The sequence below is a fragment of the Vibrio sp. FF145 genome (assembly GCF_041439075.1).
Classification (GTDB): Bacteria; Pseudomonadota; Gammaproteobacteria; order Enterobacterales; family Vibrionaceae; genus Vibrio; species Vibrio tasmaniensis_A.
On record NZ_JBGONH010000025.1, the window covers coordinates 26,467 to 39,268 of the forward strand.

Consider the following 12,802-nt stretch of genomic DNA (forward strand, 5'->3'; position numbering starts at 1 on the left):
CCTCCTTTTTCAATTTGAGTGTGTAGTCTTAAAAAGACCTACTCTGCAACAGCTGCTTGGTTATCTGAGTTACTGTAAATCAATAGTGGTTCTGACTCACCATTAATTACCGACTCATCAATCACAACCTTGCTTACATCAGTTGAAGATGGCAGTTCGTACATAGTTTCTAGTAGAACACCTTCCAAGATAGAGCGTAGACCACGAGCACCCGTTTTACGGTTCATTGCTTTCTTCGCAATTGCGCGTAGGGCGTCTTCACGGAATTCTAACTCTGTATCCTCAAGTTCAAATAATGCAGCGTACTGTTTTGTCAGTGCATTCTTTGGCTCACAAAGGATTTGGATTAGCGCTTCTTCATCAAGCTCTGTCAGTGTTGTTGTAACAGGTAGACGACCAATGAATTCTGGAATCAAACCATACTTCACTAGATCTTCAGGTTCTACTTGAGTGAACAGTTCACCGATAGTTTTGGTTTCGTCTTTTGAACGCACTTCTGCGCCAAAGCCGATACCTGAACCTGTTTCTACACGTTGCTCAATCACTTTATCTAGGCCGGCAAACGCACCACCACAGATAAATAGGATCTTAGACGTGTCCACTTGCAAGAACTCTTGCTGTGGATGCTTACGACCACCTTGAGGTGGAACTGAAGCCACTGTACCTTCAACAAGTTTTAATAGAGCTTGCTGTACACCTTCACCAGACACGTCACGCGTGATCGATGGGTTTTCAGCTTTACGAGAAATCTTATCGATTTCATCGATGTAAACAATGCCGCGTTCCGCTTTCGCTACGTCGTAATCACATTTCTGAAGCAACTTCTGGATGATGTTTTCAACATCTTCGCCCACATAACCCGCTTCGGTTAGTGTTGTTGCATCTGCCATTGTGAAAGGAACGTCTAGGAAACGAGCCAGTGTTTCAGCCAGTAGGGTTTTACCACTACCAGTAGGACCGATAAGAAGAATGTTACTCTTACCTAGCTCTACGCCTTCAGCCGTCGTATCACCATTACGTAAACGCTTGTAGTGGTTATATACTGCAACTGCTAGCACTTTTTTCGCGTATTCTTGACCGATTACATAGTCGTCAAGATGCTCACGAATCTCACGCGGCGTTGGCAGCGATTCCGATTCTTTCTTTGGAAGAACATCTTTAATTTCTTCACGAATAATGTCGTTACAAAGATCGACACATTCATCACAAATGTAAACAGAAGGACCTGCGATTAACTTGCGAACTTCGTGCTGGCTTTTGCCACAGAAAGAGCAGTAAAGCAATTTACCGCTACCACCCTCTTTGCTTTTATCTGTCATTCGCTAACCTCTTAGCCTTTACTCTCTATGTTTGAGTGTATATCAATTTGAATCACTTTGCGTTAAACAATTGCCCTGCAATTATTGACCGCGGTGATTAAGAACTGAATCCACCAAACCGTATTCTACAGCCTGATCAGCAGACATGAAATTGTCACGATCTGTATCACGCTCAACAACCTCTAGAGGCTGACCTGTGTGCTCTGCCAATAGTTTGTTTAGCTTTTGCTTGATCGTTAGGATCTCTTGCGCGTGAATTTGAATATCAGACGCTTGGCCTTGGAAGCCGCCAAGTGGCTGGTGAATCATTACACGTGAGTTTGGAAGCACGTGACGCTTACCCGGAGTACCACCCGCTAGTAAGAATGCACCCATAGAGCAAGCTTGACCCATACATACTGTGCTCACGTTTGGCTTGATGAACTGCATTGTGTCATAGATAGACATGCCCGCTGTTACGCTACCGCCAGGTGAGTTGATGTAAAGGTAGATATCTTTGTCTGGGTTTTCTGATTCCAAGAAAAGCAGTTGAGCCACGACAAGATTTGCCATGTGGTCTTCCACTTGACCTGTTAAGAAAATGATACGTTCTTTTAATAGACGAGAATAAATATCGTAAGAACGTTCACCACGGGAAGTCTGTTCAACCACCATAGGAACTAGTGCGTCCATAATCGATGGCATTGTATTTTTTTCTTGGTAGCTCATATTCTTATGTCCCTAAAATAAATGGCCCGAATGATTAAATCATACGGACCATTGTTAGCAGAATTGTTGACCGTACGTCAACCTTCTACGTCAGATATTACTATATTAAGCAGGTTGCTGATTCATTAGCTCGTTGAAGCTAACTTCTTTATCAGAAACTTGAGCTTTAGCGATGATTGCATCAATAGCTTGCTCTTCTAGAGCAACATTGCGCATGTTGTTCATCATTTGCTCGTTTTGCTCGTAGTAAGCAATAACTTCTGTTGGATCTTCGTATGCTGTAGCCATCTCTTCGATGATAGCTTTAACTTTCTCGTCATCAGCTTTTAGCTCTTCAGTCTTGATTACTTCACCAAGAAGAAGACCTACAACTACACGACGTTTAGCTTGCTCTTCGAACAGCTCACGTGGAAGTTGGTCAGCAGCTTCAGTGTTACCACCGAAACGTTGAGCAGCTTGTTGACGTAGAACACCGATCTCTTGATCGATTAGAGCAGAAGGTACGTCGATGTTGTTTTCGTTAACTAGACCGTCGATTGCTTGCTCTTTGATGCGGTTCTTAACTGCTTGCTTAAGCTCACGCTCCATGTTCTTACGAACTTCAGCTTTAAGGCCTTCAACGCCTTCAGCTGCGCCGAACTTAGAAACGAATTCTTCGTTTAGTTCTGGAAGCTCACGAGCTTCAACTTTGTTCAGCTTGATAGAGAACTTAGCAGCTTTACCTTTTAGGTTTTCAGCGTGGTAATCTTCTGGGAAGTTTACTTCGATTTCGAATTCCATACCTGCTGTTTTACCAACGATACCGTCTTCAAAACCAGGGATCATGCGACCAGCACCCATCTCTAGTGGGAAGTTCTCAGCTTTACCGCCTTCGAACTCTTCACCGTCGATAGAACCAACGAAGTCGATAGTTGCACGAGAACCAGCGTCAGCAGCAGCTTCAACTTCAGTCCAAGTTGCTTGTTGCTTACGTAGAGTTTCGATCATCTCTTCAACGTCAGCTTCTTTAACTTCTACTGCTGGTTTCTCAACAGTGATGTTTTCTAGACCTTTCAGTTCAACTTCTGGGTAAACTTCAAAAGTTGCGTTGAATACTAGGTCAGCGCCTTCGTTGTTTTCAACTGGTGCGAAAGTAGGTGCGCCAGCTGGGTTGATTTTCTCTTTAACGATCGCTTCGATGAAGTGACGTTGCATTACTTCGCCCATCACGTCTTGACGTACTGCTTTGCCGTACATTTTAGCAACCATCTTCATTGGCACTTTGCCTTTACGGAAGCCATCGAAACGACGGTTTTTCGCGATGTTGCGTAGTTCAGCTGTAACTGCATCTTCGATGTTAGCAGCAGGAACAGTAATATTAAGACGGCGCTCTAGGCCTTCTAGCGTTTCAACAGTAACTTGCATTATATAAACCTCAAAACTGGCTCAGTAATCTGAGCATATGAGCCGTAACTTAGCTTTAATTCAAAAGCCGACGTTGTTGGCTGCATCCTTGTGTAGTGCTCTATCCGAACACCTAATTTAAAATCGAGCATTGATGTCTGAATTGATTATTCAACCAAACACCAGACTAATCAGCGATATCTTCGTTCTTCACGCGTCGATTAAAACGCAATAAAGCTTGTTTTCGAAAACAAGAAAGGTATCTCCGATTAGCCTCAGGACAGAAATTTTAGACGCGACATTCTAGCGATCTGTTTAATCTCTGTCGAGCCGTTCACCTCTGCATGATGATGAATGCTCTAAATTCGTCCAACTAAATGATACAAAAACGATCAAATCATCACTTAGCACAACAGAAATGGGGACAATAGCGACTTTTTCAAGGGAATCGAGGGCTTTTTTTGCTAAAAACCTTAAAAAGAGATCTTGCTCTTGTTTTACCCCTCAGAGTCGATAACTTTTTCAACAATCCCCGTTACAAACCCTTAACCTACATCCATCTGGCGACTGTCTACTTTCAGCAAACACTACCGCTATTTGCTACCATAAACGAGAGAAGACAGGCTTGATTATTTACCAAAGAAATGAGCGGAGAGCCTTCATGTTTCAAGCTTTGAGAATCCCAATCCTATTAATGGCCACATACAGTTTACTAATGGTGTTCGGCGGTCATTGGGTGTGGAACACAAGCCATGAAAGTTTGTTAAATGATCATCAATCTAAACTAGACCGATTTTCGGTTCATATTTCAAGCCAACTCGACAAGTTCGCGCACATTCCCGAGCTGCTTTCAAAAGACAAAGAGTTGGTCGATGCTCTTCACTCTCCAAGTAACTCTGCGCAAATCGAACTCACCAATCGCTACCTAGAACACGTAAATTCGGTGATTCAAGCATCGGACACCTATCTGTTAGATAGCATTGGCACCACCATAGCAGCCAGTAACTGGAATCTACCCCGTTCTTTTATTCGTCGAAATTTTGCTTTCCGTCCCTACTTTCAAGAAGCGATTCTTGGCAATGAAAATCAATACTTTGCGCTAGGTTCAACCTCTGGGAAACGAGGCTATTATTATTCTTACCCGGTCTCCTATGCCGCCGAGATTATTGGCGTCATTGTCGTAAAGATGGATTTATCGCTGATTGAAGCAAGTTGGAAAGGCAAACAGAGTTTTTTTGTTGCTGACGATAAAGACCAGATCGTATTTATGTCGAGTAATCCTGAGTGGCTGTTCAAAAGCCTTCAACCACTAAGCGACGAACAACACACTCGAATTCAAGAAAGCAGGCAGTATCTCGATACAGAAATAGAAAACCTGCACTTCTCGGGTGACTTAGAGAGCGCTACTAGTAATATTGAGTCTCCCCACAAACTTGTCCAAGAGCAGTTCTTTAGCTCCTCACGCTTCCTAGCCGAGCCAAAACTCACCATACGAGTATTTTCACCAACTCACTTAGTTTGGTGGGACTTGGTTGCTTACCTTGTGGTTTTGAGCCTTATTTTTGCGATTATTTATCTAACGATGCAACTCAATCACCATCGACAACAAAGACGAGCTCAGATAGACAGACTGCAATCCGAAGCCAAGCAAAAGCTAGAATTTCAAGTGCTTGAACGAACATCAGAGTTGCATGTCGAGATTAAGCACCGAATCGAAACCGAACATGTACTGAGGCAGACACAAGACGAACTCATCCAAGCCGCAAAACTGGCAGTGTTGGGGCAAATGTCAGCAAGCATCAGCCATGAACTGAATAACCCGCTTGCTGCGATTCGCAGCTATGCCGACAATGGCCGACTGTTTCTTGCCAAAGAAAAAACCGAGCGTGTCGATGACAACCTATCGCGAATCTCGGCGCTCACTGACCGTATGGCTAAGATAAGCCACCAGCTTCGTTCCTTTGCAAAGAAATCCACTGCGGAAGAGCTGCACACGTTACAAATACTGCCAGTATTGCACTCGTCAAAAGAACTGATGAGGCCACAACTCAAGAGTGAACGAGTTAAGGTCAACGAACTCCCTGAAACCTTTGATGCTTGCGTGCTCGCCAACGCCATTCAACTGGAGCAAGTGATCATTAACCTGCTGACTAACGCGATTCAGGCGATGGAACAACAAGACGACAAACAATTAGCTATTCTGTTAGAGATTAGGAAGCCCGACCATCAACAAGCCAAGACCTTGCTGATTCATGTCGATGACAATGGCCCAGGCTTCACCTCCCCTTCTAACGGAAATTTTTTTGAACCCTTCCATACCACCAAGAAAAATGGACTTGGACTTGGGCTATCGATTTCTCAACAAATAATCAGCGGAATAAATGGCAAGCTAGTTACCGATCACAGCCCACAAGGTGGTGCTCGATTTAGTATTGAGTTACCCATAGTTCCAACAAAAGAATCAGATTAGTCGCTAAGCAAACCAGTACACCTTCACCAACAATAAAAATAAAAGATTAAAGGAATAACTATGTGTCACGTCTATTTCATTGATGATGAATCCGATCTGAGAATGGCTATTGAACAGAGCTTTGAGCTCGCCGATATTGATGCCGAATTCTTTCCCGATGCGGAGTCTGCTCTGCTCGCGATTCAAGAGAACGGCTTACCTCACGTCATCATCACTGATATCTGTCTACCGGGCCTTTCCGGGCATGATCTGCTCAACACCGTGATGCACAAAGACAAAGAGATCCCCGTGATTATGATTACTGGTCACGGCGATATTTCGATGGCTGTACAAGCGATCCAAGATGGCGCCTATGACTTCATCGAAAAGCCGTTCGCCAATGAACGTTTAATCGAAACCACCAAACGAGCAATAGAAAAACGTCAACTCACACTCGAGAATCTTGAATTGAAGCGCTCTTTAAAGGCCAGTAAAGCGCTTGGGCCGAGAATCATTGGTGACACGCAATCAATGACCGACCTGCGTTCTATCATCACTCATGTGGCAGATACTAACGCTGACATTTTACTCTTTGGTGAAACTGGCACAGGCAAAGAGTTAGTCGCACGCTCTCTACATGAACAAAGCAGCCGGCGAGAACAAAACTTCGTCGCCGTCAATTGCGGTGCGGTACCGGAAAACCTGATAGAGAGTGAACTGTATGGTCATGAGAAAGGTGCGTTCACTGGCGCAGAAAGCAAGCGAGTGGGTAAATTTGAATTTGCTCAAGGCGGAACTCTATTCTTAGATGAAATTGAGTCCATGCCTATGCAGGCACAAATTCGCCTGTTGCGCGTCTTACAAGAGCGCGTTATTGAAAGGGTTGGCTCAAACGGTTTAGTGCCTCTCGATATTCGAGTAATCGCCGCAACCAAAGTTGACCTAAAGAAGGCGGCTGAAGAAGGCGTTTTCCGCCAAGACCTCTATTATCGACTCAACGTTGTGACCCTAGATTTACCGCCGTTAAGAAGCCGTCAAGAAGACATCCCTGCACTCTTCCATCACTTCTTACTGGTCGCTGCTGCACGTTATGGCAAGACAGCACCAGCACTTCCACAAAAGGAGCTGCACGCGCTTTTAGCCCATGATTGGCCGGGAAATGTACGAGAATTGCGTAATACAGCTGAGCGGTTTGTACTTTTAGGTAAGCTTTCTCACTTATCAGACAACACCAATCAAGTCACTCAAGAACTGTCTTTGGCAGAACTGGTGTCTGACTTTGAGAAAAACACGTTAAAACAAGCGCTTATTGAGTGTAATGGCAGCATAAAAGAGACTATGGATAGACTGCAACTTCCACGAAAAACCCTCTACGATAAAATGCAAAAACACCAACTAGTTAAAGAGTCATACCGACAGAGCGAAAACTAAATTAAATTTGGGAGCAAGATCACCTATACTTATTTCACAACAGGATGTTATGCAACCAAGGTGGTAAGGAGGTCATTATGGGCGAGAAAACAAAAGTTCCCTCGATCACCGATACGTTTGAAATTGACGGTATTTTTTACACTGACAATCATGTCAACTTAGACACGCCAGAATTAGAGGCAAAAAGAGCGCTGTATGAGCCGATTGATTCTGGCTCTCGATATGGAAAAATCATTGATGAGGAGGTTTAGCCCTCCCCATCACTTCGCTATGATTTCACTCTCTATTTCGTGATGATCTCCGGCCCCATCAAGGTAGTCGGTAACCATGTTGATACCCAAGGTACGTAGGTTACGATAATCAGGAATAAGAACATCACGCCAACCCATGGCAGTGCGGCTTTTACTACGTTCATCATCGACATCTTCGCGACCCCTGCGGTCACAAACAAGTTGAGCCCCACAGGCGGTGTTATCATCCCTATCTCCATGTTCACCACCATCATGATACCTAGGTGAATTGGGTCGATGCCCAGTGCAATTGCAATTGGGAATACCAACGGAGCAACGATGATCAGCAAACCTGATGGCTCCATGAACTGCCCACCAATCAAGAGTAGAACGTTCACCACAATCAAGAAGGTGATTGGACCTAAACCTGCAGACAACATAGATTCCGTGATCATCTGAGGAATACGTTCTTCTGTCAGTACATGCTTAAGAATCAGAGCATTGGCAATGATAAACAACAACATGATGGTCAGCTTACCCGCATCATAGAGCGTGTCTTTGGTGTCTTTATGGAAAAACGTTTGGAACACTTTCACCAAAGCAGGCTTTGTATTTTTCTTGTCCGCAAACGGCCCCATATCTTTATAGATAAAGTTGGCAATGAAGAACGCATAAACCGCTGCAACAGCAGCCGCTTCTGTCGGAGTAAAGATACCGCCGTAGATACCACCTAAAATGATAACAATCAGCAACAAGCCCCAGCTCGCATCCTTCGCGGCTGCGAACATCTCACCCCAGCCCACAAATGGCTGTGCAGGAATTTTCTTGATACGTGCTGCAATGTAGATAGCTATCATCAACATCACACCCGCCAACAGGCCAGGAATCACGCCGCCTAAGAACATACGACCGACAGATACATCCGTCGCCGCAGCGTAAACCACCATAACGATGGATGGTGGAATCAAGATACCCAAAGTACCCGCGTTACAGATAACCCCTGCCGCGAACTCTTTTGTGTAGCCGTTTTTGATCATACCCGCGATAACAATACTACCGATTGCCACTACCGTTGCTGGAGACGACCCAGATAACGCTGCGAACATCATACACGCCACAACCGATGCCATTGCTAAACCGCCGCGGAACCAACCCACCATTGCAATAGCAAAACGGATAATACGTTTCGCCACACCACCAGTAGACATAAAACTAGAGGCCAAAATAAAGAAAGGAATCGCTAAGAGTGTGTAGTGACCTGCAAATGCATTAAACAGCGTTTGTGCAACGGATGCCAAAGAAGCATCTGAATGCATCAATAAGAATATGACGCTTGATAAACCGAGGGAAATCGCAATTGGCACACCGACCAACATGAAAGCAATTACCATCAAAAATAGAAATAACATTGCCATGATTAGTCTTCCTTACCGTTAGATTTTGTACCCGACTCGTTCGCCTTGTTTTGCTTAGTCGCATCCAATACCGCTGTCGCGTCTTCATCAGAACCCGCTAACACATCAGCTTTCAATGCATCCAGCTCTTCTTCGGCTTCATGCCCCGCTATCATGCGGTCAAGCTTGCCTGTTACTACTTGGTAAGCAACTTGGGCAAAACGGAACGTCAGCATTGCCATACCAATAGGCAGTGCCATGTAAGGAATAAAACGTGGCAGTTTCTCGTATCGCTCGCCTTCATTCATCCAGTCGGCAAGGAACTGAAGCATCTCTGGCATTGGAATATCATCGGTCTCGTACCAAGCGCGCTCAGTCGCGAACGGGTACCAGTAATTCCAAGAACCTATAAGAAGTAAGATTGAGAATGCTAGGCAGCTTGTGACGGCGATTAACGCATACACTTTGCGTAGCTTTTCTGGGGCAAGGTTGATGATCACATCAACACCAATGTGGAAATGTTTTTTAACGCCATAAGATGCGCCCACTAACACCATCCAAGCGAACATGAACACCGTCAGTTCTAGTGCCCATAAGATATTACCATTGAATGCGTATCGAAATACCACATTGGCAAAAGTAAGTAGCGTCATTGCGCCAAGGAAAAATGCGATTAATGACTCTTCAATCACATCCGTAACTCTTCCGACTTTGGGAAAAAAAGAGGTTTCCAGTGCTGGTTCGCTAGAATTTGGTTGTTCCATTTGAGGATTATCCATAATTGACTCCGCTTATAGTTATTTTAATAAGGAGTGGCGAAATGCACGCCACTCCCTTAGCGGTGTTATTGGTTTGAAGCTAACGCTGCATCGATAAGGTCTGAACCGATGTCTTTTTCAAACTTCTTCCATACTGGTTGAAGTGCAGTTACCCATGCTTCACGCTGTTCAGGCGTAAGCGTACGAACCTCACCACCCGCTTCGATGATGTTGTTTTTGTTCGCTAGGTTAACTTTTGAAGATTCTGCGTTACGAGTCTCAGACACTTCTTGAACGATTGTGCCAAGTTGCGTACGTACATCTTCAGGTAGGTCTTTCCAGAAGTCGTTCGACGTTACTACCAGGTAATCAAGAATACCGTGGTTAGTTTCTGTCACGCCGTCTTGTACTTCAAAGAACTTCTTACCGTAGATGTTTGACCATGTGTTCTCTTGGCCATCGATAACCTTAGTTTGTAGGCCACCGTATACTTCTTTGAAAGACATCTTCTGTGGGTTAGCACCCAGTTGTTCAAACTGAGCCACCAATACGTCTGATGCTTGAACACGGAATTTCAAACCTTCCGCGTCTTCAGGATTGATAAGAGGTTTGTTTGCTGACATCTGTTTCATGCCATTGTGCCAAAACGCTAGACCTTGAAGGCCACGACGCTTCATCGCATTCTTCAGTTTTTCGCCAGATTCTGAGTTTTGGAAACGGTCAACGGCTTCTACGTCTTCAAATAGGAAAGGAAGGTCAAAAATGCGGTATTTCTTAGTGAACTTCTCAAATTTAGACAACGATGGCGCCGCCATTTGAACATCACCATTTAACAGGGCTTCCAGTACCTTATTATCATCGTAAAGTGTTGAGTTAGGGAAAACTTGCATACAAGCTTTGCCATTCATTTCCGTGTTTACTCGCTCTTCCAGTAAAGAAGCGGCAATGCCTTTCGGGTGCTTATCGGTATTGGTTACATGACTGAATTTAATCACGATTTCACCTGGATCACAGTTTGCAGCAGCATTAAAACTTGTGAGCGCCAGAGCAGAGACAGACAGCAGGGTAAGAGGCTTAAACATTATTATTCTCCTTAGTAAACAAAACAGCCCTTCAATGGGAACTGCGTGCTTTCACTAAGGCAATTAGCGCGCCACATTGACACAAATCATTAACAACCCTTTAACTATAAGGCTTCATGATATCTGCCTGCTGCAATCACCAACTCGCTGCAAAAATCAATGGGTGGGAAATGACACATAGAATATTTGTAAATGGGTGGGAGTTGACCAACGCATCACTAATGGATACGGCCGAATGAGGTCTGACCAAAAGCTCGATAGTCGATGATACCTTGAAGTAATTTCTACCTATCCTGTAGAGTGCTGCACAACTTAGTCAGATTTACTACAACGCTACTTAATAAGAGTTGATATCAATGAGCCAGATCTACCATCACCCAGTACAAATTTACTATGAAGATACCGATCACTCTGGTGTGGTTTATCACCCTAACTTTCTTAAATACTTCGAGCGTGCGCGCGAGCATGTCTTGGGTAGCGATAAACTGGCTGAATTGTGGAATGAGCACGGACTAGGTTTTGCGGTGTATAAAGCCAACATGACTTTTCAAGATGGGGTTGAGTTCGCTGAGATCTGCGACATCCGAACCTCTTTTGAACTCGATGGAAAATACAAAACGTTATGGCGACAAGAGGTTTGGCGTAAAGATGCTACTAAGCCTGCCGTGATTGGTGATATTGAAATGGTCTGTCTTGATAAAGATAAGCAACTGCAGCCCGTGCCTGCTGAAGTATTAAAAGCGATGCTTGGAGAGTCGAGCTAACTTCATCTCACCAAACTAGATTAGAAGAGATGAGACGACGAAAAGGTTCTCATCTCTATCTGCATGGGTAACAAATTTCCACCAAGAGTCACCGCAAAGCGATATTGGTCATCTAATCGGCCCAAGCAACATTGCCAACTTGTAGAACTATCGGTTTGCTCAGTAACATCCAACCCAACTCCACTGTATATGCTGATTTCACCATGCAATCTAATTTCATCCTGCAAGTTTGGTTGAAAATCCGAAGAGTGAATTGGCAATGTTTGCTCCGTCAGATTGGAGAAATCGAACGAAAAGCTTCGCAACGATGTGGCTAGCCCCTTGCCCGTCGCTTTGATATACGACTCCTTCAGCGCCCAAAGATCGAAAAAACGCTCTCTCTGTTCTTCTTTGTTGAGCTCAAGTAAATCTGTCAATTCCGTATCTGAAAAGTAGTGTTTCATGATCGAGTCGATATTGGTCGAGCTTCTGGCATGTTCAATATCAACACCTAGCTGAACTTGCTTACCTTCTCTCTGGCAAACTGCGATTAACAAATGTTCTTTGCTATGACTGATATTGAAATTCAGGCCGGTTTCTATTTGTTGTTTCTCAATTAATCTTGGCTTCCCTTTCTCACCATATTCTAAGCGCCACGCTTCAGGCATCAAATCAGAATAGCTAGACAGCACCTTTCTTAGGTAGTTTCTAACATACAGGGCCTGAATTTGAGATGAAGGCATTCGATAGCGTTCAACTTTGGCTATCTCGTCGACCGTCAGTCTCTTTTTGAGCTGAGATACAATGTCTGGCTGGTCATTTAAGTTACTCAGAGAACATAGCCACAAATCAACAACGGGAGTTTTCATTTAACTCGAACTCACTTCTATAAATCACTCTTCAAAACACGATTGGAACAATCCAATCGAACAAATTTAACTCAGCTATGAATTAAGTGGAACCTAGAGAATACGGGAGGGAAACCCCCTTCATATGAGGACTTAAAACTAATTTTTCAAATAATAACAAATTAAAACACAGATCACACTTAGCCTTACACAAGAGGCATCCATTAAATGTTACTTACAAAAATATGACATAGATCTCACCAACTCCAAATATAGAGTAAAAACACTAAAAAACAACCCATACCCATTAATTATCAATAAGTTAATTAAATTAAAAATACAAAAATCAAAACCATGCCAAATTCATCTGGTCTGAACAGATCATAGTGGCCTCTGGGAGCATTGTATCGACCACTCACCTCGGGTAGCCTGCTCAACCATTAAACAAATTCACACG

The 12,802-nt window shown here is 43.9% G+C and carries 11 protein-coding genes and 1 pseudogene; 4 read left to right on the plus strand and 8 right to left on the minus strand.

Going from position 1 to position 12,802, the window contains the following annotated elements:
• Positions 1-38: 38 nt before the first annotated feature.
• The 4 genes and pseudogenes from clpX to ACED42_RS11205 all read right to left on the minus strand — a co-directional run.
• Positions 39-1,319, minus strand: a complete 1,281-nt coding sequence (gene clpX, locus ACED42_RS11190; protein WP_009847283.1) for an ATP-dependent protease ATP-binding subunit ClpX — start codon at positions 1,317-1,319, stop codon at positions 39-41.
• Between the two features lie 81 nt (positions 1,320-1,400).
• Positions 1,401-2,027, minus strand: coding sequence for an ATP-dependent Clp endopeptidase proteolytic subunit ClpP (clpP, locus tag ACED42_RS11195; RefSeq protein ID WP_004736080.1), 627 nt, complete (start codon positions 2,025-2,027; stop codon positions 1,401-1,403).
• A 105-nt stretch (positions 2,028-2,132) separates the two neighbouring features.
• On the minus strand, positions 2,133-3,431 hold the full coding sequence (gene tig, locus ACED42_RS11200; RefSeq protein WP_004736079.1) for a trigger factor: 1,299 nt from the start codon (positions 3,429-3,431) through the stop codon (positions 2,133-2,135).
• A 294-nt stretch (positions 3,432-3,725) separates the two neighbouring features.
• Positions 3,726-3,908 (minus strand): annotated as a pseudogene (locus ACED42_RS11205) (hypothetical protein); the annotation flags it as partial.
• A gap of 163 nt (positions 3,909-4,071) precedes the next feature.
• On the opposite strand from ACED42_RS11205, the gene ACED42_RS11210 reads away from it, so the two are divergent.
• From ACED42_RS11210 to ACED42_RS11220, 3 genes are all read left to right on the plus strand, one after another.
• Entirely contained in the window at positions 4,072-5,880 is a 1,809-nt protein-coding gene (locus ACED42_RS11210) for an ATP-binding protein (protein ID WP_371702581.1), read from the plus strand.
• A 60-nt stretch (positions 5,881-5,940) separates the two neighbouring features.
• Entirely contained in the window at positions 5,941-7,290 is a 1,350-nt protein-coding gene (locus tag ACED42_RS11215; protein WP_017101580.1) for a sigma-54 dependent transcriptional regulator, read from the plus strand.
• Between the two features lie 77 nt (positions 7,291-7,367).
• Positions 7,368-7,541: a hypothetical protein gene (locus ACED42_RS11220; RefSeq protein WP_017101579.1), complete on the plus strand. Its 174-nt coding sequence runs from the start codon at positions 7,368-7,370 to the stop codon at positions 7,539-7,541.
• 32 nt (positions 7,542-7,573) lie between these two features.
• Here ACED42_RS11220 and ACED42_RS11225 read toward each other — a convergent pair whose 3' ends face one another.
• The 3 genes from ACED42_RS11225 to ACED42_RS11235 all read right to left on the minus strand — a co-directional run bounded on the left by ACED42_RS11225 (position 7,574) and on the right by ACED42_RS11235 (position 10,754).
• Positions 7,574-8,935: a TRAP transporter large permease gene (locus ACED42_RS11225; protein WP_004736074.1), complete on the minus strand. Its 1,362-nt coding sequence runs from the start codon at positions 8,933-8,935 to the stop codon at positions 7,574-7,576.
• Between the two features lie 2 nt (positions 8,936-8,937).
• Positions 8,938-9,693 carry a TRAP transporter small permease gene (locus ACED42_RS11230; protein ID WP_371702582.1) on the minus strand — a complete coding sequence of 252 codons (756 nt, stop codon included), beginning with the start codon at positions 9,691-9,693 and terminating at the stop codon, positions 8,938-8,940.
• A 65-nt stretch (positions 9,694-9,758) separates the two neighbouring features.
• Complete coding sequence (locus ACED42_RS11235) at positions 9,759-10,754, minus strand: TRAP transporter substrate-binding protein (protein ID WP_012604509.1); 996 nt, start codon at positions 10,752-10,754, stop codon at positions 9,759-9,761.
• Between the two features lie 356 nt (positions 10,755-11,110).
• On the opposite strand from ACED42_RS11235, the gene ACED42_RS11240 reads away from it, so the two are divergent.
• Positions 11,111-11,518 (plus strand): thioesterase family protein, encoded by a 408-nt coding sequence (locus tag ACED42_RS11240; protein WP_048607892.1) that lies wholly within the window; start codon positions 11,111-11,113, stop codon positions 11,516-11,518.
• 20 nt (positions 11,519-11,538) lie between these two features.
• Here ACED42_RS11240 and ACED42_RS11245 read toward each other — a convergent pair whose 3' ends face one another.
• Positions 11,539-12,366: a 4'-phosphopantetheinyl transferase superfamily protein gene (locus ACED42_RS11245; protein ID WP_371702585.1), complete on the minus strand. Its 828-nt coding sequence runs from the start codon at positions 12,364-12,366 to the stop codon at positions 11,539-11,541.
• Positions 12,367-12,802: the final 436 nt, after the last annotated feature.

What these genes read in the sequence shown, in the direction of transcription:
- ACED42_RS11230 (WP_371702582.1), bottom strand. Translation starts at nt 9,693, where the DNA reads ATGGATAATCCTCAAATGGAACAACCAAATTCTAGCGAACCAGCACTG.
- ACED42_RS11240 (WP_048607892.1), top strand. Translation starts at nt 11,111, where the DNA reads ATGAGCCAGATCTACCATCACCCAGTACAAATTTACTATGAAGATACC.
- clpP (WP_004736080.1), bottom strand. Translation starts at nt 2,027, where the DNA reads ATGAGCTACCAAGAAAAAAATACAATGCCATCGATTATGGACGCACTA.
- clpX (WP_009847283.1), bottom strand. Translation starts at nt 1,319, where the DNA reads ATGACAGATAAAAGCAAAGAGGGTGGTAGCGGTAAATTGCTTTACTGC.
- ACED42_RS11215 (WP_017101580.1), top strand. Translation starts at nt 5,941, where the DNA reads ATGTGTCACGTCTATTTCATTGATGATGAATCCGATCTGAGAATGGCT.
- ACED42_RS11245 (WP_371702585.1), bottom strand. Translation starts at nt 12,366, where the DNA reads ATGAAAACTCCCGTTGTTGATTTGTGGCTATGTTCTCTGAGTAACTTA.
- ACED42_RS11235 (WP_012604509.1), bottom strand. Translation starts at nt 10,754, where the DNA reads ATGTTTAAGCCTCTTACCCTGCTGTCTGTCTCTGCTCTGGCGCTCACA.
- ACED42_RS11220 (WP_017101579.1), top strand. Translation starts at nt 7,368, where the DNA reads ATGGGCGAGAAAACAAAAGTTCCCTCGATCACCGATACGTTTGAAATT.
- ACED42_RS11225 (WP_004736074.1), bottom strand. Translation starts at nt 8,935, where the DNA reads ATGGCAATGTTATTTCTATTTTTGATGGTAATTGCTTTCATGTTGGTC.
- ACED42_RS11210 (WP_371702581.1), top strand. Translation starts at nt 4,072, where the DNA reads ATGTTTCAAGCTTTGAGAATCCCAATCCTATTAATGGCCACATACAGT.
- tig (WP_004736079.1), bottom strand. Translation starts at nt 3,431, where the DNA reads ATGCAAGTTACTGTTGAAACGCTAGAAGGCCTAGAGCGCCGTCTTAAT.